The organism is Ferrimonas futtsuensis DSM 18154 (genome assembly GCF_000422645.1).
Lineage (GTDB): Bacteria > Pseudomonadota > Gammaproteobacteria > Enterobacterales > Shewanellaceae > Ferrimonas > Ferrimonas futtsuensis.
The window spans coordinates 55,125-74,535 of the sequence record NZ_AUGL01000001.1 but is presented as its reverse complement, the minus strand read 5'-3'; the positions used below and the strand labels follow the sequence as shown (position 1 = coordinate 74,535).

Sequence of the window (19,411 nt, the reverse complement as noted above, 5' to 3'; positions counted from 1 at the left end):
TTCCTTCTAGTTCTTTCCGGTTGTATTCCTGAACGAGAGTCCAAATTACTATAGCTTGAACTGGTCGCCCAAGTATACCGAGCGCACCAGCTTGTTCTCGAGGATGGCGGCGGGTTCGCCCTGGGCGATCAGCTCGCCGTGGCTGACGATATAGGCGTGTTCACAGACGTCCAGAGTCTCGCGGACGTTGTGGTCGGTGATCAGCACGCCCAGGCCACGATCCCTCAGGTGCTGGATGATCTTCTTGATGTCGATCACCGAGATGGGATCGACGCCGGCGAAGGGCTCATCGAGCAAGATGAACTTGGGATCGGCGGCCAGGGCCCGGGCAATCTCTACCCGGCGGCGCTCGCCCCCGGAGAGGCTCATCCCCAGACTGTCGCGGATGTGGGTGATGTTGAACTCTTCCAGCAATTGCTCCAGCTTCTCCACCCGCTGAGACTGGCTCAGCCCCTTGCGGGTCTGCAGTACCGCCATCAGGTTGTCGTACACCGACAGTTTTCGGAAGATGGAAGACTCTTGCGGCAGGTAGCCAATGCCCTTGCGCGCGCGGCTGTGCATCGGCAGCAGGGTGATCTCCTCACCGTCGATGAGGATGCGTCCACGGTCGTTCTGCACCAGGCCCACCACCATGTAGAAGGTGGTGGTCTTACCGGCCCCATTGGGACCAAGCAGGCCGACGATCTGGCCGGTGCTGACCTCCAGGCCGACATTCTTGACCACTTCCCGGCCCTTATAGGCCTTGGCCAGTTTCTCTGCGGTCAGGGTTGAGCGGGTCATTGCTGTTTCTCACCCTCTTTCTTCTCCTTGGGCTCGGCCAGGGATTTCAGGTCGGTTTCTGCCGGCTGGAAGATGGTGGTGATCTGCTCATCCTTGTTGCCTTCGGCCACCAGCATCTGCTTCTCCAGGTCGTACTGGATGGTGTCGCCCTGAACCAGGCTGCCGGATTGGCGCATCTCCGCTTTCCCTTTCAGGGTCAGAATGCGTTTCTGGATGTCATAGCGGATCTCGGCGGCTTCGGCCTGGGCCAGCTTGCCATTCTCCATCATCTGCTGATAGGTGGCCGGCGTGCCGGAGGCGATCAGGGTGGTGACCACCTTGTTGTCGGTGGCTTCGGCACGCAGCTCGTCGGCGTTGATCAGCAGGGTGCCCTGGGTGATGCGCACCCGGCCGGAATAGATCAGCATGCCGTTGGGCAGATCCGCTCGGGAGTTATCGGCTTTGACCTCCACCTTTTCGTGAATGTCGCTGTCCAGGGCTGCGGCGCCGGTGCTGCCCAGCAGCATCATGGCGGCCAGAAGCAGTTTAATGGGTTTCATAGATGGCATTTACCTGACTCTTTAATTCAATCCGGTTCAAATTCAGATCCGCCCACAACCCTTTGGCGGTGATGTTAAAGCCCTCGCCATTGCCCCGGATCTGGCGGTTGGAGGTCATGATCATCGTCTCCAGGTCCAGTTCCAGATAGTCGGTGGTGATGGTCTTGAGTGGTTCATTGGGCTCGATGGCTGTGATGATAACATCATTTTCCAGTACCACGTGGCGGCCGTCGCTGAGTTGCCCCTGAGTGGCCTGTACCCGCCACTGACCCTGACTGTCTTCAGGGTAGAGCAGATAGTCCGGCTCCTGCAGGCGGGTAAGCGCCAGGGCCTGGTAGTGCTCCATCTGGTCGGCATTGATCTCGGCACTGAGGCGGCCCGATTCCGAATAGATGCGGCTGCGCAGATTCTCGGCGACGAAGTCCGGCTGGTAGCTGGGCTTGACGTCCACCTTGGCCTGGTCCTTCATCACCATGGAGCGCCACGTCAGCAGGATGGCGGCGCCGAACAGGATGGCAATGGCTATCCCTTCGCGCTTCATACGCTCATCCCTTTGGCATCCTTGAAGGTGCCCTGGGCCTCCATGATCAGGTCGCACAACTCACGGACGGCGCCAAAGCCGCCGCGGGTGCCGGTGATCAGGTGCGCCTGGCGCAGCAGCAGGGGGTGGGCATCGTTGACGGCAACGGACAAGCCTGTGAGCGCCATTACCGGGGCATCCACCAGATCATCGCCAATGTAGGCGCACTGTTCATCCTCCAGACCCAGGGTGGTTTTCAGCTCCTCATAGGCGCTGACCTTGTCTTCCACGCCCTGATAGATGTGGGTAACCCCCAGGGCGCTCATCCGAGTCTGAACAATCTCGGAGCGGCGGCCGGTGATGACGGCCACCTGAACGCCGGTGCCCTGCAGAGCTTTGATGCCAAAGCCGTCTCTGGTGTGAAACGCCTTGAGCTCTTCACCCTGGTTACCCAGGTAGATGCGGCCATCGGAGAACACGCCGTCTACGTCACACACCAGCAGGCGGATGCTGGCAGCACGGTTGAGGTTGTCCTGAGAGACGGGGCCATAGAGGGTATCGATCATGGTCATCAGAGTACTCCCGCTTTGAGCATGTCCATCATGTTGAGGGCGCCAACGGGGCGACCCTGGTCGTCGATGCGTACCAGGCCATTGATCTTGCGCTCCTCCATCAATTTGAGGGCTTCGGCGGCCAGGATGTTGTCCGCCAGGGTGATGGGGTTGGCGGTCATCACCTGGCCTATGGTGCTGTTGTGGATCTCCACCCGGGCATCCAGCACCCGGCGCAGATCGCCGTCGGTGAAGATGCCGGTAAGGCGCCCCTGGTCATTGACCACGCAGGTCATGCCCAGCCCCTTGGCAGAGATCTCCAGCAGGGCTTCGGACAGGGACACTTGCTCCTCTACACAGGGCAGGTGTTCGCCCCTGTGGGTCAGATCGTCGACGCGAAGCAGCAACTTGCGCCCCAGGGCACCCCCAGGGTGAGACAGGGCGAAATCGTCTGCGGTAAACCCTTTGGCCTGCAACAGGGCGACCGCCAGGGCATCGCCCATCACCAGGGTGGCGGTGGTGGAGGAGGTGGGGGCCAGACCCAGGGGACAGGCCTCCTTCTCTACCTTGATGCACAGGTGCACCTGGGCAAGGCGGGCCAGGCTGGAATCGGGTTTGCCGGTCATGGCGATCACCGGGATCCCCAGACGGCGAATCACCGGCATCAGGGTCATGATTTCACTGGCTTCGCCGGAGTTGGAGATGGCCACCACCACATCGCGCTCGGTGAGCATCCCCAGGTCGCCATGGCTGGCCTCGCCGGGGTGGACGAAGAAGGAGGGGGTGCCGGTGCTGGCCAGGGTGGCGGCAATCTTGTTGCCCACGTGGCCGGACTTGCCCATCCCCATGACGATCACCTTCCCCTGGCAGGCCAGGAGCTGTTCACAGGCGGCCACAAAGCTGTCGTCGATGTATTGCTGCATCCCCTGCAGGGCTTCAATCTCCACATCGATCACTTCGCGTCCCCATTGACGCAATTGAGAGGGGTTGGTCATGGTGTTGCTTTGCTCCTTTAACCCGCCTGACTAAACAGCATGCCCTGATAGGCAATAAATACAACCAGAAGGATAATTCCTTCGATGCGGCCCAGTACCTGACGCTTTTTCATCCACAATAGCAGCAGAGGCGCCAGGCTGGTGGCCAGCATCATGTAGAGGTCCCGGCCGGCGGCGTTGGCGTCCACCTGGCCCGGGGCCAGCAGTGCCGGGATTGCCAGCACCGCAAGAATATTGAACAGATTGGAGCCCACCACATTGCCAATGGCCAGGTCGTCCTCATTTTTCAGGACACCGGCGACGCAGGCGGCCAGTTCCGGCAGGCTGGTGCCCACGGCGATGATGGTCAGGCCGATCACCAGATCGGACATGCCGAACCATTGGGCAATGCCCACGGCGCCGTCCACCATCCAGCCCGAGGCCAGCGGCAGCAGTGCCATCCCCAATGCCAGCCAGAGCAGGGCTTTGGGGGTGGAGAGATCCTTGGGAATCTCATCATCGCTCTCCTGAGCCAGGGGGTCGGTGTCCCGGTTCTGCCAGGCCTGAACACAGAGAAACCCGAGGATGACCACAAAGGCCACCAGCAGCACCAGGCCGTCGCTGCGGCTCAGCTCCAGATCGCTCAGCAGGTAGCCGGCCAACAGGGTGCCCACCATCATCAGCGGCATTTCACGCTTAAGGGTGGTGCTGCTCACCACCAGGGGGCGGAGCAGTGCGGTGGCGCCGAGAATGAAGGTGATGTTGGCGATGTTGGAACCGAGAACGTTACCTATGGCGGTATCGCCGCGCCCCTCCAGGGCCGCGGTGGCGGACACCATCATCTCGGGGGCAGAGGAGCCCATGGAGACGATGGTGAGGCCGATGATCAGCGAGGGCAGACCCAGGTTGCGGGCGATGCCGGCGGCGCCGTAAACGAATCGGTCGGCGCTCCACACCAGCAGGGCAAGCCCGCCGGCCAGAAGTAACAGGTTGAGCAACATGGTTGAAAAAATGCCTGGCAGTATAAGAGGCGCATTGTCGCCCGAACATTTTGAAAAGAAAAGGGCGTCCCCCGTTGTTGAGCGCAAATTTTGCGGTGGATAAACTGGGTACAGGGCGCAGCAGAGGCGAAAACCGGCGTCGCCGTACTGAAACTCCAGGGAAGGATTGGTGTCTGAACTGAAACTGAATCATGGGGGGCGGACGCTGTTTTGTTGTTAAATTTCTTCCCGATTCTTGGTAATCTGACCCATTACAATCTGAAGTCGTGTCTGAAATTAGGGAATGACGTTCTAAGTGGATACTCAACACAACCTGATCGAGGTTGAGGGGCTGACCTTCAGTCGCGGCAGTCGCCGCATCTTCAAAGGGCTGGACCTGGTGATCCCCAAGGGGAAGGTCACGGCCATCATGGGCCCCAGCGGCATTGGCAAAACCACTCTGCTTAAATTGATTGGCGGCCAGCTGCAGCCAGATTCCGGGCGGGTTCTGTTCGACGGTGAAGATCTGCATCAAGCCGGTCGTCAGGAGCTGTTCAAGATGCGCCGCCGGATGAGCATGTTGTTCCAGTCCGGCGCCCTGTTCACCGACATGTCGGTGTATGACAATATTGCCTTCCCCCTGCGTGAGCACACCCGGCTGAGTGAATCACTGATTCGCAAGCTGGTGCTGATGAAGCTGGAGGCGGTCGGACTGCGTGGGGCCGCCAGCCTGATGCCGTCTGAGCTCTCTGGAGGCATGCAGCGCCGTGTCGCCCTGGCCAGGGCCATCGCCCTGGAGCCGGATCTGGTCATGTACGATGAGCCTTTCGCTGGTCAGGACCCCATCTCTATGGCGGTGCTGGTGAAGTTGATCAAGGAGCTGGGCCAGGCCCTGGAGTTGACCTCTGTCGTCGTGAGTCACGATGTGCAGGAGGTGCTCTCCATCGCCGATTACGCCTATGTGATTGCCGATGGGCAGGTGATTGGGGCTGGCGACAGCCAGAGCCTGTTGTCCAACGACTCCCCTCAGCTGACCCAGTTCCTCAAGGGACTGGCGGACGGCCCCGTGGCCTTCCATTACCCGGCTCGGGACTATCAACAGGAGCTGATGCACAAATGATTCTCGAATCCGTTGCCCGACTAGGCGCTGCGGGGCTGGATAAGATCAGCTCCCTGGGCCGGGCAGGCTTGATGTTGTGGGGAGCCCTGGTGCACCGCCCGCAGCCCGCCAAGATGTGGCCACTGCTGGCACGCCAGATCTACAACGTCGGGGTGCTGTCCATGTTGATCATCCTGGTATCCGGGCTGTTTATCGGCATGGTACTGGGCCTGCAGGGCTACACCATCCTGGTGGACTTCGGCACCGAGGACAGCCTGGGCCCCATGGTGGCCCTGTCCTTGCTGCGTGAACTGGGTCCTGTGGTGACTGCGCTGCTGTTCGCCGGCCGGGCCGGCTCCGCCCTGACCGCCGAAATCGGCCTGATGAAGGCCACCGAGCAGCTGGCCAGTCTGGAGATGATGGCGGTGGATCCGCTGCGCCGGGTGATTGCGCCTCGCTTCTGGGCCGGGGTGATCTCCATGCCGCTGCTAGCACTGATGTTTGTCGCCGTGGGTATCTGGGGTGGTCACCTGGTGGGGGTGGAGTGGAAAGGGATCGACGACGGTGCCTTCTGGTCCATCCTGCAGGCCTCGGTGGAGTGGCGCCAGGATATAGTGAATTGTTTGATTAAATCTGTCGCCTTTGCAGTGGTCGTGACCTGGATCGCCACCTACAAGGGCTACAACGCCGTTCCCACGGCCGAAGGATTGGGAAGAGCCACCACGGACACCGTGGTACACGCCTCCCTGGCCGTATTGGGACTGGATTTTCTGCTGACTGCTTTGATGTTTGGAAACTAGCATGACGAATAAAAAACTGGAGTTGGCCGTGGGTGCATTCCTGGCGGCCGGATTGATTGCCTTCCTGGTGCTGGTGTTCAAGGTGGCAGACATCGATCCCCGGTCTCACACCAATGTGTATTACCTGACCGCCAAGTTCGACAACATCGGCAGCCTCAAGGAGCGCTCGCCGGTGAAGGTTGGCGGCGTGGTCGTGGGCCGGGTGGCCAAGATTGACCTGGATCCCGACCTGTTGATTCCCGAGGTGACCCTGGCCATCGAGACCCGATTCAATCAGTTCTCCGACAACAGCAGTGCCTCGATTCTGACCTCCGGCCTGCTGGGTGAGCAGTACATCGGTCTCACCCCGGGATTCATCGATGATGAGTCTGAAATTCTGGAGGATGGCGGGCGTCTGGAGGACACCCGCAGTGCCATGGTTCTGGAGGAATTGATTGGCCAATTCCTGTACAGCGCCGGTAAAGAGTAACGGAGGATCAGATGATTAAGCGGATTCTACAACTGGGTCTGGTTCTGCTCGTGGCGGCGGTGATGCCGGCCAGGGCCACCAGCTACACCAACCCCTACGAAATGATGCAACAGGTGGCGGACAAGGCATTCAGCCGCCTGGCACAGGAGCGCGGCGAACTCGAACAGGATCCGGCCAAGGTGCGCGCCCTGATCGATGAGGAGCTGCTGCCCTACATCGATTACAAGTACGCCGCCTACAAGGTGATGGGCCAGCAAGCCCGCAGTGCGACCAAGGAGCAGCGTCTGGCGTTTACCGAGCAGTTCAAGGAGTACATGCTGGCGACCTTCGCCAATGCCTTTAACAAGTACAATGACCAGACTCTGGAGTTTGCGCCGGAGCAACCCTACGAGGATGCCAAGATCGTCGCCATCAATGTGAAATTGATCGAAGATCGTCGTGAACCGGTGGATCTTCAGTTCAAGGCGCGTAAGAACAAGAGTGGCCATTGGAAAGTCTTTGATCTGGTGGCGGAAGGCATCAGCCTGCTGGCTTCTCAACAGGCCGAGCTGGGCGGATTGATTCGTCAGAATGGCATCGAATCTGTGACGGCACAGTTGGCGGAGCGCAATCGACAGGGTATTGTTGCCACCACAGGACAGAGCCAATGAGCGCAACCGCGACCGTCCAGGGAGCCCGCCTGAGCCTTAACGGCCGGCTGGACCTGGACTCCGTGCCCTACTTTTCCGAGCCGGGGCATAACCCCCTGACCGATGCCATCACCGAGCTGGATTTGAGTGGTTTAAGCCACTGCGACAGCGCCGGTGTGGCCCTGCTGTTGCAGTGGGTGTCTGAGGCCCATGGGCAGGGGCGGCCCCTCAGCCTGGTGTCGGTACCGGGCAAGGTGAAAGCGCTCCTCGAGCTCTACGATATCGAATTCTTAACACTCGCCTGAGGGCGAGAGGGAGAGGGAAATGCAGAACAGTGAAGTGGCCGATCTGTTGAAGGGCACCATGGCCCTGGATGAGGTTATCGTGACCTCAGAAGGCACCCATTACAAGGTGATTGCCGTGGGCGACGTCTTTGACGGAATGAGCAAGGTGAAGCGTCAGCAGGCCGTGTATGGCCCGCTGATGGAGAGGATCACCGATGGCACCCTGCACGCCTTGACCATCAAGGCATTCACGCCAGTGGAGTGGCAACGCGAAAAAATGTTCAACCTCTGAGTGTGATTGATTCAGCGTGGATAAACTGCAAATTCGGGCAGCCGGCCCCTTAGCCGGCGAAGTCACCATCTCTGGTGCAAAAAACGCCGCTCTCCCCATTCTGATGGCCACTGTGCTGGCGGATGATGAGATGCGCATCGGCAATGTTCCTGCCCTGAGGGACGTCAACACCAGTGCACAGTTGCTGCGTCAACTGGGTGCGGAAGTCAGTGAATTGAAAGAGGGGGTGATTGCGATCCGCCCTCAGACCATAGATCAGTATGTGGCGCCCTATGACCTGGTGAAGACCATGCGCGCTTCCATCATGATTCTCGGTCCGCTGCTGGCCAAGTTTGGCCGCGCCGACGTCTCTCTGCCTGGCGGCTGCGCCATCGGTGCTCGCCCGGTCAACCTGCACATCCACGGTCTGCAACTGATGGGCGCCGATGTGGTGGTGGAAGAGGGGTACATCAAGGCTCGGGTCGATGGCCGCCTGAAAGGGGCGACCATCCTGATGGACATGGTGTCGGTGACCGGCACCGAGAACCTGATGATGGCTGCGGCCCTGGCGGATGGGGTGACCATCATCGAGAACGCGGCCCGGGAGCCCGAGGTGGTGGATCTGGCAAACTGCCTGAACGCCATGGGCGCGGATGTTCGCGGCGCCGGTAGCGACACCCTGGAGATTCACGGTGTGGAGCGCCTGTCCGGCATCCACTACGACGTGATGCCTGACCGTATCGAGACCGGGACCTACCTGGTGGCCGCCGCGGCCACCGGTGGCCGCATCGTCTGCCGTCGCGCCGCTCCGGACACCATGGATGCCGTGCTGCTGAAGCTGGAGGAGGCCGGCGCCTCCATCGAGCGTGGCGACGACTGGATCGCCCTGGATATGCAGGGAGAACAGCCCAAGGCGGTGGACATCAAAACGGCCCCGCATCCGGCGTTCCCCACGGACATGCAGGCACAGTTCTGCGCTCTGAACGTGGTGGCGGAGGGCGTGAGCAAGGTGACTGAGACCATCTTCGAGAACCGTTTCATGCACATCCCCGAGTTGCAGCGCATGGGTGCCGGCGTCGATCTGGAGGGTAACACGGCCCTGATCAAGGGGGGCGCCCGCCTGACCGGTGCCCAGGTGATGGCCACCGATCTGCGCGCGTCGGCCTGCCTGGTGATCGCCGGCTTGGTGGCCGAAGGCACCACCATAGTGGATCGCATCTACCACCTGGACCGCGGCTACGAGAAGATCGAAGCCAAGATGGCGGGTCTGGGTGCCAATGTGGTGCGCCTAAAGTAGTGCCCAGTGTTGTGTCCATCAAACGGGAGCCTCAGGGCTCCCGTTTCTGTTTTGGAGGTTGCAGCAAGGGACTATAGGGTGAGGTCCGGATCTGGCTTATGCAGTGCAAGGGCTGTGTTAAGCTGGCGGTCATGAAACTCACCCATGACCAATGTGAACAGGCTCGCCTGGCCCGTGACAGCCGTTTCGATGGCCGCTTTTTTACCGCGGTGAAAAGCACCGGCATCTACTGCCGGCCTGTGTGTCCGGCGCCCGCGCCCAAGCCTGAAAACGTGGAGTACTTCGACAACGCCGCCTCCGCGGCGGCGGCAGGGTATCGCCCCTGCTTGCGTTGCCGCCCTGAAAGTGCGCCGCTGAGCCCCGCATGGCGAGGCAGTGAAACCACGGTGGAGCGGGCCCTTGGTCTGATTCATGCGGGCGAGCTCGACGGCCCCCTGGCCCCGTTCGCCGAACGCCTGGGGGTCAGTGATCGCCATCTGCGTCGTCTGTTTCAGCGTCACCTCGGGGTGTCGCCGCTGAACTACGCGTTAAACCACAGGCTGCTGTTCGCCAAACAACTGCTGGCCGAGAGTCCGCTGCCGGTGATGGACGTTGCCCTGGCGTGTGGATTCCAGTCCCGCAGACGATTCAATGATGCGTTTGCTCGTCAGTTCCGACTGACGCCGAGTCAGGTTCGACGCGGAGAGGCGGGGCAGCCCCGGGGGTGTTGCCTGACGCTGAACTATCGGCCGCCCCTGGACTGGGCCGGGATCATCCGCTTTCTGTCCGACCGGGCCCTGTCCGGTGTCGAGGCGATCGAGGGCCAGGTGTACCGGCGTACGTTCCGCTGGCAGCAAGGCTGTGGCTGGTTTGAGGTGGCCCCCATTCCAGGAAAGGATGCGTTGGCGCTGACCCTGCATTGTGATCAGCCCAGGGCGATACGGCCGGTGGTGCAGCGCATCAGGCAGATGTTCGATCTGGAGCTGGACCCGATGCAACTGAGCCGCCAGCTGGCGCAGGACCCTCTGCTGGGTGCGACGTTCCAGCAAGGCAAGGTGGTGCGGTTACCGGGAATCTGGAGTGAGTTTGAGGCCCTGGTGCGGGCCATCGTGGGGCAGCAGATCAGCGTGAAGGGAGCCCGGACCATATTGACCCGGCTGTGTGAGCGCTTCGGTGCACCCAGTGAGGGGCCGCAGCTGGGCTGGCTGTTCCCACAACCGGCGGAGCTGGCCGGAGCGGAACTGTCGGGGTTGGGACTGACTCAGACCCGGGCAGCGTGGATCCGTGACATCGCCCTGCACTACAGTCAGGGGTTCACTGCCGGGGAGGGGGACCTGGCCAGCCGGGTCGCCCGACTGAAAACCCTGAAAGGGGTCGGGGACTGGACCGCCCACTATGTGTGCATGAGGGCGTTTGGAGAAAGCGACGCTTTCGTGGCCTCGGATCTGGGCTTGTATCATGCGTTGGGGCTGGAGAAGGGCACGCCAAAGCAAACCCTGGCGCTGGCGGAGACGTGGCGCCCCTGGCGGGCCTATGGAGTAATGGCTTTATGGCGGAGTTTAGGAGATCAGCAATGAAATTCGACATCTGGGGCAGCCCCTGGGGGGAGATCCTGGCGGCGGTGACCGACAAGGGACTGGCGTTGCTGGCGTTTCAGCAGGGGGCCCAACCGGTCACCCCTGAGCCGCACTGGCAGAGGGATGCCGACGCCCTGGCCCAGGTGCGTCGGCAGTGCCAGCAATACGCGGCTGGGGAGAGGGAGTCGTTTGCTCTGCCCCTGGACATGCCGGGAACCGAGTTTCAGCGCCAGGTGTGGCAGGCATTGACCACCATTCCCAGCGGCGAGACCCGCAGCTATGGTGACATCGCCAGGCAGATCGGCCGGCCCAAGGCGGTGCGAGCGGTCGGAGCCGCCAATGGCCGCAACCCGGTGGCCCTGGTGGTGCCCTGCCACCGGGTGATCGGGGCCGGCGGCAGCCTGACCGGCTATGCCGGCGGTCTGGCGATCAAGCAGGCGCTGCTCAATCACGAACAACGGGGACAGTAAAAAGGGGCCCGAGGGCCCTTTTTATCGAAGAATTATCTCTCCAGCCCCTGATAGGGGGGCTTTTCGCCGATGGTTACCGGCAGCTGCAGCTTCTTGCCTTCTCTGAGCAGGGTCAGGTTCACCTCTGTGCCCGGCGGGGTCTCAGCGATGTCGTCCATCATGGCATTCACCCCGCGCAGAGGCTGGCCATTGAGCTCGACCACCACGTCCCACTTGGCCAGGCCGGCACGCGAGGCCGGGCCGCCGGGATCGATGCCGGTCAGCACCACACCCGTTCGGTCGGTCAATCCCAGGGACTGACTGCTGTTAAAGTCCAGATCCTGGGCGGCCACGCCAAGGTGGCCCCGAATCACCCGGCCATCCTTGATCAGCTTCTGCATGATGTTATTGGCCAGCTGCAGCGGGATGGCGAAGTTGATCCCCAGTCCGCTCTCACCGCGAACGTTGTAGTTGGCGGTGTTGACCCCCACCAGGTAGCCATCGGCGTCCACCAGGGCGCCTCCGGAGTTGCCCTGGTTGATGGCGGCGTCGGTCTGGATAAAGTCCTGGTATTGAGAGCTCAGACCGGTGCGGCCACGGGCGCTGACAATCCCCTGGGTGATGGTCTGCCCCAGGTTATAGGGGTTACCAATGGCCAGAACCGCGTCCCCCACCTCTGTGGTCCGCTCGAGATCATAGGGGATGGTCGGCAGACTCTGCCCCTGGGTATCCAGGTAGAGTACGGCAAGGTCGGTCCAGGGATCGGCGCCAATCATCACCGCCGAACCCCAGCGGCCATCCTGCAGCGCCACGTAGATCAGGTCCGCACGGCTTACCACGTGGTAGTTGGTCAGCACATAACCGTCTTCGCGCATGATGATGCCGGACCCCAGGCCCGCGCCGGTGGATTGGCTGGGCATCTGGGCATTCTGAGTACGGGTGTAGATGTTGACCACTGCCGGGGAGGCACGCTTTACCGCATGAGAGAAGCTGTTGCGGCTGACCTGGCTGGTGGGCCAGTTGAGCTCAGGCAGTTGCTGACGCAGGTTGGGAATAAGCAGAACGATGGCTGACGCCAGCACCAAACCGGCCAGAATGGGTTTTGCGATGTAGATGAGTAGCCGTGCCATAGTGCTCAGGGTCCGATGAAAAACAACAGGATATCATATCGTCTCAACGGGATAAAAAACGCCGCGGACAAGCCGCGGCGTTTTCTCTGTGTCAAGGTCAGCGAAGGATCAGGTACATGTTGGCATCATCCCGACGGATATTCAGGGCCAGGGCACCTTCATAATCCTCCAGCAGGCCGCGCAGCTCCTTGAGACTCTGCACCCGCTCGCGGTTGACTCCCAGGATGATGTCGCCCTTGCGCAATCCCTGACGGGCTGCCGGGGAACGCTCTTCCAGGTCGGTGATTGCCACCCCCTGGATGCCGTCCTGACTGTAAGTTGACAGCTTGGCGCCCTCCAGAGCGGGATGCACCACACTGGCTTTCACATTCTCCCCTTCCGCTTCGCTCAGGGTGACGTTGAAGTTCTCCTCGTCGCCGTCGCGGATGACACCGATCTTCACCTTGGAACCCGCGCCCATGGTGGCCACCTTGGCGCGCAATTCGGCGAAGGTGCGGATCTTGCGGCCATTGACGGAGACGATGATGTCCCCGGCCTTCAGGCCCGCCTTGTCGGCGGCAGAATCGGGCACCACCTGACTGACAAAGGCGCCATGCTGAGACTCCAGACCAAACAGTTTGGCGGTTTCGTTATCCAGCTCGCGCCCCAGCACTCCGAGTACGCCGCGGCGTACTTCGCCGAACTCGATGATCTGCTCCGCCAGACCCTTCACCATGTCGGAGGGGATGGCGAAGCCGATGCCGACGTTGCCGCCACTGGGGGCCAGGATGGCGGTATTGATGCCAATCAGTTCACCGTTGAGGTTTACCAGGGCACCGCCGGAGTTACCACTGTTGATGGCGGCGTCGGTCTGGATGAAATTCTCCAGGCTTTCGATGTTGAGGCCGCTGCGCCCCAGGGCGCTGACGATGCCCGAGGTGACGGTCTGACCCAGGCCGAACGGGTTACCAATGGCCACGGCAAAGTCGCCCACACGCAGTTGATCGGACTTGGCCAGCTTCACTTCGGTCAGATCATCGGCCTCCACCTGCAGCAGGGCCACGTCGCTGCTTTGATCAGAGCCAATCAGCTTCGCTTCAAACTCCCGGCCGTCGGCCAGGCTGATGAGGATCTTGTCTGCACCATCGATGACGTGGTGGTTGGTGACGATGTAGCCATCGTCCGCATCGATGATCACACCGGAGCCCAGGCCACGGAACGGACGTTCCTGAACCCGCTCTCGTGGTGCGTTGGGACCGAAGAAGTAACGGAAGGGTTCGGGGATCTCCTGTCGGGAGACCTGGGTTCCTGACACGGAAACCGACACAACGGCGGGGCCCACCTGCTCAATCATCGGGGCCAGGCTGGGCAACTGCTGTCCGTCCACGGCCATGGGCAACGCCGCCTGGCTGGTGGCCGGGAACAGAGAAAGGCCGGCAGATAATAAAGCGGCGGTCAAAACAGCGACAGACTTTTTCATCTATAAAAACTCTCCGTATATCAGCAAATTTGTCTACTTGCTTTCGGACAGTCCGCCGCCGTTTTAGTTCCGCTTGTTAACTTACTTTTTTACGGGGTGTAATGATTCCGTGAGAGCCCTGAACATAGTCGTTGGGCTGGAACTCTTCATTGTCGATCATCACTGGCTCCGGCTCATGCAGGGGCAGTTGGGCTGTGGAGAGTTGCTCGTTAAACAGGTGTGACGCAGAGTCGTTCCACAGTTTATTGGCCTTATCCAGGTTCTGGCTGAGCTGCAACAGGGTGGCGTGGGACTGCTCAAAGTAGTCCGCCATCTCCTGACGTTGCTGCTCCAGGTCAAACTTGGCCTGCTCCAGAGCCTGCTTCAGTTGCGGGGCTTCTTCCGCACTGCCGCCGCTCTTCCAGCGAATCAGATAGCCCACCCCGGCACCGAGGATGAAGGCCAACACAATCCAAACTTCGTTCATAGTTACTCCATGGCGACCCCTGCGCTTGGGTCTGAATACTTGAGGGCATTGTACTTGTTATAGAACAACTATACATCGGCTGCGCCCTCCGTGGTACCATGCGAGCCCAAAGCTTAGACCAGTTGAGAGGGCCAAGGACGTGCCGCAGGCGACCCCCCTAGAGCGTTATCAGGCGGATCTGCAACGCCCAGATTTCCATGAAGATCCTGCCCAAAGGCAGGCGGTTGAACATCTCCAGTCTCTGTATGAGAAGCTGATTCAGCGGCAGCAGGCCCCCAAACCGGGATTGCTCTCCAGGCTGTTTGCCAGGGGGAAGGAGCCGACCCAGGTTCAGGGCCTCTACTTCTGGGGGGGCGTCGGCCGGGGGAAAACCTATCTGGTGGACACCTTCTATGAGGTGCTGCCTGTCGAACGCAAATTGCGCATCCATTTCCACCGTTTCATGCACCGGGTACACCGGGAGCTGAACCGGCTCAAGGGGCAGGCCAATCCTCTGGAGGCGGTCGCCGATGCTCTGGCTGCCGAAGCCGAGGTGATCTGCTTCGATGAGTTTTTTGTGTCGGACATCACCGACGCCATGTTGCTGGCGGGCTTGCTTCGGGCCCTGTTTGAGCGGGGCGTGGTACTGGTGGCCACCTCCAACATCCCCCCTGCCCAGCTCTATCGTAACGGGTTGCAGCGCGCCCGGTTCCTGCCGGCCATCGATCTGATTGAAACCCACTGCCTGGTGGTCAATGTGGATCATGGCATCGATTATCGCCTGAGGGCGCTGGAGCAGGCAGAGATCTTCCATTATCCCCTGGATCGGCAGGCGGACACCAATCTGCACTGTTACTTCGAACAACTGGCCCCGGAGGAGGGACGGGTCGGGGGCACCATCGAAGTGGAGGGACGCTTCATTGCGGTTCGCCGGGAGGCGGACGGGGTGCTGCTGGCGGATTTCCTCGCCCTGTGTGATGGCCCCAGAAGCCAGGTGGACTATATGGAGCTGGCCCGTTGCTACCACACGGTACTGATGAGCGGCCTCTCCGCCATGGGGGCGCAGTTGACCGGGGACGACATCGCTCGCCGTTTCCTGGCCCTGGTGGATGAGTTCTATGAGCGGGGCGTCAAGCTGATCATCTCCAGTGAGGTGCCTCTGGAGCAGATCTACGCCGGTGGCGGCCTGGAGTTTGAGTTCCGCCGCTGCCTGAGCCGGTTGCAGGAGATGCAGAGTCACGACTATCTGGCCCGCCCCCACTTGCCATGATTTTGGCCCACCGACCTTGATGGCGGGCCAAAACCACCGTTTTCCTGCAAAAAACGGGTGATTTTTGGCTCGCCTTACTCTATAATTCGCGCCCTGCCCACGTTACGAATGGTTGATTATTCAACCAGACACTCGGTTTGCGACGTGTTCGAAGGGGCACGGAAGAAACCAACATAGCGTGCAGTGTCGGCCCCGACATTGTACTGATGTGTAACAGCTAATTTGGGTTATTAGTTAGATGAAAACCTTTACTGCAAAACCAGAAAGCGTTCAACGTGACTGGTTCGTCATCGATGCCGATGGCAAAACTCTGGGTCGTCTGGCCACTGAAGTTGCTCGTCGCCTGCGCGGCAAGCACAAGCCTGAGTACACCCCTCACGTTGATACCGGTGACTACATCGTAATCATCAACGCTGAGAAAGTTACCGTTACCGGTAACAAGGCTCAGAACAAGATGTACTACAGCCACTCTGGTTACCCTGGCGGTATCAAAGAGATCAACTTCGCTGATCTGCAGGCTCGCAAGCCTGAGATGATCATCGAGAAAGCGGTTAAGGGCATGCTGCCGAAGGGTCCTCTGGGCCGCGCCATGTTCCGTAAGCTGAAAGTGTACGCCGGCGCCGAGCACGCACACGCTGCTCAACAGCCTCAAGTACTAGACATCTAATACGGAGATTTTGGCAATGGCACAAACTCAATACTACGGCACTGGCCGCCGCAAGAGCTCTACCGCTCGCGTATTCATCAAAGCTGGCAGTGGTAACATCACTGTAAACAAGCGTACTCTGGACACCTACTTCGGTCGTGAGACTGCTCGTATGGTAGTTCGTCAGCCTCTCGAGCTGGTCGAAATGCTGGAGAAGCTGGACATCTACGTAACCGTTCAGGGCGGCGGTACCACTGGCCAAGCCGGTGCTATCCGTCACGGTATCACCCGTGCCCTGATGGAGTACGATGAGACTCTGCGTCCTGTTCTGCGTAAAGCTGGCTTCGTTACTCGTGACGCCCGTGAGGTTGAGCGTAAGAAAGTTGGTCTGCGCAAAGCACGTCGTCGTCCTCAGTTCTCCAAGCGTTAATTCGCCCGGAACTTCGGACTGGAAAACCCGCTGCCTGGCAGCGGGTTTTTTTATGCGTCTCGCAAAGTGAGGCGCAATCTGCTGTTTTGTAAACTTATCTTGAATTCATGTTTCCAAATTATTGTTATTCAGAACAATATCCCCACGGAAAGTATGATCTATCTCTAATTTTTCTATATAATGGGCGCGCAACCGAGCTTTAGCGGTACCAAAAGACCACTTTGGGGTTACTCCCTGCTCGGAAAGACTAAAAAATAAGCAGACCCTAATGGGAGATTTAGTGGATGAGCAATGCGCCTGTCGATAATGGACGTCGCAGATTCCTGACCGCTGCTACAGCCGTAGTGGGCAGTGTCGGCGCCGCTGCTGTTGCGGTTCCATTTATCAAATCATGGAACCCGAGTGCCAAGGCGAAAGCCGCCGGCGCTCCAGTAGAAGTCAACATCAGTAAATTGGAACCAGGCCAGCTTCTGCGTGTCGAGTGGCGCGGTAAGCCGGTATGGATCGTACGTCGTACCCCGGAGGTACTGGATGGCCTGACCAAGCTGGATGACCAGCTGCGTGACCCGGAATCTGTTGAACCTCAGCAGCCCGAGTATGCTCAGAATGCCTTCCGCTCCATCAAAGATGAGTATTTCGTGGCCGTAGGCCTGTGTACCCACCTCGGGTGCTCCCCAACCTATCAACCTGACACCTTTGGCCAGCAGGTCGAAGGCGTTGCTTCCGGATTCTTCTGTCCCTGCCACGGCTCCAAGTTCGATATGGCCGGCCGGGTGTTCCAGGGCGTGCCTGCCCCGCTGAACCTGGTGATTCCACCTCACACCTATGTGGATGAGAACACCATTCTGGTCGGTATTGAGAAGGGGACGGCCTGATTATGAAAAAGATCATTGACTGGATCGACGAGCGGATCCCGATGACGGCCACCTACAACAAGCATGTTGGCCAGTATCCCGCTCCTAAGAACTTCAACTTCTGGTACTACTTCGGCTCTCTGGCGATGCTGGTACTGGTGAACCAGCTGCTCACCGGTGTGTGGCTGACCATGAATTACGTGCCCACCGCAGAAGGCGCCTTTGCCTCTGTGGAGTACATCATGCGTGATGTGGAGTATGGATGGCTGCTGCGTTATATGCACTCCACCGGAGCGTCCGCTTTCTTCGTGGTGGTGTATCTGCACATGTTCCGCGGCATGATGTACGGCTCCTATCAGAAGCCTCGCGAGCTGTTGTGGATCTTCGGCATGCTGATCTTCCTGATCCTGATGGCCGAAGCCTTTATGGGTTACCTGCTGCCCTGGGGCCAGATGTCCTACTGGGGTGCCCAGGTGATCATCTCCCTGTTCGGTGCCATTCCGGTGATTGGTGATGACCTGACCCTGTGGATCCGTGGTGACTACGTGGTGTCCGGTGCCACCCTGAACCGCTTCTTCGCCCTGCATGTGATTGCTCTGCCTCTGGTGCTGGTGGTACTGGTGTTCCTGCACATCATCGCCCTGCACGAAGTGGGTTCCAACAACCCCGACGGCATCGAAGTGAAGAAGAACAAGGGGCCTGACGGCTGGCCTGTAGACGCGATTCCCTTCCACCCCTATTACACCGTGAAGGACATCATGGGCGTGGCGGGCTTCCTGATCCTGTTCTGCTACGTGCTGTTCTTTATGCCTGAAGGTGGCGGTTACTTCCTGGAGCGTCCTAACTTCGAGGCAGCCAACCCCTTGAAAACCCCTGAGCACATTGCTCCGGTATGGTATTTCACCCCGTTCTACGCCATCCTGCGTGCCATTCCAGACAAGCTGCTGGGCGTGGTCGGCATGGGAGCGGCCATCGGTGTCCTGTTCGTGCTGCCCTGGCTGGATCGCTGCAAGGTGAAGTCCGTCCGCTACCGCAGCAGTCTGCACAAGCTGAACCTGGCCCAATTTGTGGTGTGTTTCATCATCCTGGGTTACCTCGGCGCAGTACAGGCAACTCCTGCCCTGACCCTGCTGGCCCGAATCTGTACCCTGGGGTACTTCGGCTTCTTCGTTCTGCTGTTTATCTACAGCAAGAACGAAAACTGCAAACCGGTTCCAGAGAGGGTGACAGGCTAATGAAAAAGGTATTCGCAGTATTGATCGCTTGCCTGCCGGCCCTGGCTTACGCCGCCGGTGGCAACAATGAACATGTGGTCAGCGCCAACATCGACCTGACCGACAAGGACTCCCTCAAGCGTGGCGCCCAGGCGTTCATGGATAACTGCAGTGGCTGTCACAGCTTGCAGTACCAGCGTTATCAGCGCATTGCCGACGATCTGGAGATGACCGAAGACGAGGTCAGCGCCCTGATCCACACCGACGCCAAGGTCGGTGAGCAGATCACCTCCGCCTTGAGCGGTGATAACGGTGCTCAGTGGTTCGGAGCCGCGCCTCCGGACCTGACTCTGGAAGCCCGCCTGAAGAGTCCAGACTGGATCTACTCCTATCTGAAGACGTTTTATGTGGACAAGAGCCGTCCCTTCGGCGTCAACAATCTGGTGTTCCCCGCCGTGGGTATGCCCCATGTGCTGGAAGGGCTGCAAGGCACTCCGGTGCTGCAGGAAGATGGCACCATTGTTGCCACCGGTGGTGCTCTGACCGCCGAGGAGTATGATCAGTATGTCCGTGACATCACCAACTTCCTGGCCTACACCGGTGAACCGGTAAAGCTGGAGCGTGAACGTCTCGGCAAATGGGTACTGGGTTTCCTGTTTATCTTCTTCATCGTGGCCTACCTGCTGAAGAAGGAATACTGGCGAGATGTACACTAAACGCCAATAAGGTTACAATCTACCTCTTGCGCAGTTGGGGGCGGTTTCG

Annotated in this window: 24 protein-coding genes; 15 read left to right on the top strand and 9 right to left on the bottom strand. The window is 59.8% G+C overall.

Annotation, left to right across the window (positions count from 1 at the left end):
- Positions 1-48 precede the first annotated feature (48 nt).
- Genes lptB through G505_RS0100315 form a run of 6 tightly spaced genes read right to left on the bottom strand, consistent with a single transcriptional unit; the run spans position 49 to position 4,365 of the window.
- The gene (gene lptB, locus G505_RS0100340) at positions 49-780 is read right to left on the bottom strand and encodes an LPS export ABC transporter ATP-binding protein (protein ID WP_028107776.1); all 732 of its coding nucleotides are present in this window, start codon (positions 778-780) and stop codon (positions 49-51) included.
- Complete coding sequence (lptA, locus tag G505_RS0100335) at positions 777-1,319, bottom strand: lipopolysaccharide transport periplasmic protein LptA (protein ID WP_028107775.1); 543 nt, start codon at positions 1,317-1,319, stop codon at positions 777-779. The genes lptB and lptA overlap by 4 nt, the downstream gene beginning before the upstream one ends.
- Positions 1,306-1,860: an LPS export ABC transporter periplasmic protein LptC gene (lptC, locus tag G505_RS0100330; RefSeq protein WP_028107774.1), complete on the bottom strand. Its 555-nt coding sequence runs from the start codon at positions 1,858-1,860 to the stop codon at positions 1,306-1,308. The genes lptA and lptC overlap by 14 nt, the downstream gene beginning before the upstream one ends.
- Positions 1,857-2,405 carry a 3-deoxy-manno-octulosonate-8-phosphatase KdsC gene (kdsC, locus tag G505_RS0100325; protein WP_084643723.1) on the bottom strand — a complete coding sequence of 183 codons (549 nt, stop codon included), beginning with the start codon at positions 2,403-2,405 and terminating at the stop codon, positions 1,857-1,859. Before kdsC ends, lptC begins: the two co-directional genes overlap by 4 nt.
- 5 nt (positions 2,406-2,410) lie before the next feature.
- On the bottom strand, positions 2,411-3,385 hold the full coding sequence (locus tag G505_RS0100320) for a KpsF/GutQ family sugar-phosphate isomerase (protein WP_028107772.1): 975 nt from the start codon (positions 3,383-3,385) through the stop codon (positions 2,411-2,413).
- A 17-nt stretch (positions 3,386-3,402) separates the two neighbouring features.
- Positions 3,403-4,365, bottom strand: coding sequence for a calcium/sodium antiporter (locus G505_RS0100315; RefSeq protein WP_028107771.1), 963 nt, complete (start codon positions 4,363-4,365; stop codon positions 3,403-3,405).
- 295 nt (positions 4,366-4,660) lie between these two features.
- Between G505_RS0100315 and G505_RS0100310 the strand changes: the two genes are divergently transcribed.
- The 9 genes from G505_RS0100310 (at position 4,661) to G505_RS23405 (ending at position 11,219) form a co-directional block, all read left to right on the top strand.
- Positions 4,661-5,464, top strand: a complete 804-nt coding sequence (locus G505_RS0100310; RefSeq protein ID WP_028107770.1) for an ATP-binding cassette domain-containing protein — start codon at positions 4,661-4,663, stop codon at positions 5,462-5,464.
- Positions 5,461-6,243, top strand: a complete 783-nt coding sequence (gene mlaE, locus G505_RS0100305; protein ID WP_028107769.1) for a lipid asymmetry maintenance ABC transporter permease subunit MlaE — start codon at positions 5,461-5,463, stop codon at positions 6,241-6,243. The genes G505_RS0100310 and mlaE overlap by 4 nt, the downstream gene beginning before the upstream one ends.
- Before the next feature lies 1 nt (position 6,244).
- A complete protein-coding gene (gene mlaD, locus G505_RS0100300; protein WP_028107768.1) occupies positions 6,245-6,712 on the top strand; it encodes an outer membrane lipid asymmetry maintenance protein MlaD in 468 nt (155 codons plus the stop codon).
- Positions 6,713-6,723: 11 nt separating this feature from the next.
- Positions 6,724-7,362 carry an MlaC/ttg2D family ABC transporter substrate-binding protein gene (locus tag G505_RS0100295; protein WP_028107767.1) on the top strand — a complete coding sequence of 213 codons (639 nt, stop codon included), beginning with the start codon at positions 6,724-6,726 and terminating at the stop codon, positions 7,360-7,362.
- The gene (locus G505_RS0100290) at positions 7,359-7,646 is read left to right on the top strand and encodes an STAS domain-containing protein (protein WP_028107766.1); all 288 of its coding nucleotides are present in this window, start codon (positions 7,359-7,361) and stop codon (positions 7,644-7,646) included. Before G505_RS0100295 ends, G505_RS0100290 begins: the two co-directional genes overlap by 4 nt.
- A gap of 19 nt (positions 7,647-7,665) precedes the next feature.
- Positions 7,666-7,917, top strand: coding sequence for a BolA family protein (locus G505_RS0100285; protein WP_028107765.1), 252 nt, complete (start codon positions 7,666-7,668; stop codon positions 7,915-7,917).
- Positions 7,918-7,933: 16 nt separating this feature from the next.
- A complete protein-coding gene (gene murA, locus G505_RS0100280; protein ID WP_028107764.1) occupies positions 7,934-9,193 on the top strand; it encodes a UDP-N-acetylglucosamine 1-carboxyvinyltransferase in 1,260 nt (419 codons plus the stop codon).
- A gap of 131 nt (positions 9,194-9,324) precedes the next feature.
- A complete protein-coding gene (locus tag G505_RS0100275; protein ID WP_028107763.1) occupies positions 9,325-10,749 on the top strand; it encodes an AlkA N-terminal domain-containing protein in 1,425 nt (474 codons plus the stop codon).
- Positions 10,746-11,219, top strand: a complete 474-nt coding sequence (locus tag G505_RS23405; protein ID WP_028107762.1) for a methylated-DNA--[protein]-cysteine S-methyltransferase — start codon at positions 10,746-10,748, stop codon at positions 11,217-11,219. Before G505_RS0100275 ends, G505_RS23405 begins: the two co-directional genes overlap by 4 nt.
- A 32-nt stretch (positions 11,220-11,251) precedes the next feature.
- Here G505_RS23405 and degS read toward each other — a convergent pair whose 3' ends face one another.
- From degS to G505_RS0100255, 3 genes are all read right to left on the bottom strand, one after another.
- A complete protein-coding gene (degS, locus tag G505_RS0100265; protein WP_035384927.1) occupies positions 11,252-12,328 on the bottom strand; it encodes an outer membrane-stress sensor serine endopeptidase DegS in 1,077 nt (358 codons plus the stop codon).
- A gap of 97 nt (positions 12,329-12,425) precedes the next feature.
- On the bottom strand, positions 12,426-13,787 hold the full coding sequence (locus G505_RS0100260) for a Do family serine endopeptidase (protein ID WP_028107760.1): 1,362 nt from the start codon (positions 13,785-13,787) through the stop codon (positions 12,426-12,428).
- A 76-nt stretch (positions 13,788-13,863) separates the two neighbouring features.
- A complete protein-coding gene (locus G505_RS0100255; protein ID WP_028107759.1) occupies positions 13,864-14,253 on the bottom strand; it encodes a Z-ring associated ZapG family protein in 390 nt (129 codons plus the stop codon).
- A 139-nt stretch (positions 14,254-14,392) separates the two neighbouring features.
- Here G505_RS0100255 and zapE point away from each other — a divergent pair, with 139 nt between their 5' ends.
- The 6 genes from zapE (at position 14,393) to G505_RS0100225 (ending at position 19,362) form a co-directional block, all read left to right on the top strand.
- Positions 14,393-15,502, top strand: coding sequence for a cell division protein ZapE (zapE, locus tag G505_RS0100250; RefSeq protein WP_028107758.1), 1,110 nt, complete (start codon positions 14,393-14,395; stop codon positions 15,500-15,502).
- A gap of 238 nt (positions 15,503-15,740) precedes the next feature.
- On the top strand, positions 15,741-16,169 hold the full coding sequence (rplM, locus tag G505_RS0100245) for a 50S ribosomal protein L13 (protein WP_028107757.1): 429 nt from the start codon (positions 15,741-15,743) through the stop codon (positions 16,167-16,169).
- Positions 16,170-16,185: 16 nt separating this feature from the next.
- Complete coding sequence (gene rpsI / locus G505_RS0100240) at positions 16,186-16,578, top strand: 30S ribosomal protein S9 (RefSeq protein ID WP_028107756.1); 393 nt, start codon at positions 16,186-16,188, stop codon at positions 16,576-16,578.
- 284 nt (positions 16,579-16,862) lie between these two features.
- The gene (gene petA / locus G505_RS0100235; RefSeq protein ID WP_028107755.1) at positions 16,863-17,453 is read left to right on the top strand and encodes a ubiquinol-cytochrome c reductase iron-sulfur subunit; all 591 of its coding nucleotides are present in this window, start codon (positions 16,863-16,865) and stop codon (positions 17,451-17,453) included.
- Between the two features lie 2 nt (positions 17,454-17,455).
- Positions 17,456-18,667 carry a cytochrome b gene (locus tag G505_RS0100230; RefSeq protein ID WP_425402160.1) on the top strand — a complete coding sequence of 404 codons (1,212 nt, stop codon included), beginning with the start codon at positions 17,456-17,458 and terminating at the stop codon, positions 18,665-18,667.
- A complete protein-coding gene (locus G505_RS0100225) occupies positions 18,667-19,362 on the top strand; it encodes a cytochrome c1 (RefSeq protein ID WP_028107753.1) in 696 nt (231 codons plus the stop codon). The genes G505_RS0100230 and G505_RS0100225 overlap by 1 nt, the downstream gene beginning before the upstream one ends.
- Positions 19,363-19,411: the final 49 nt, after the last annotated feature.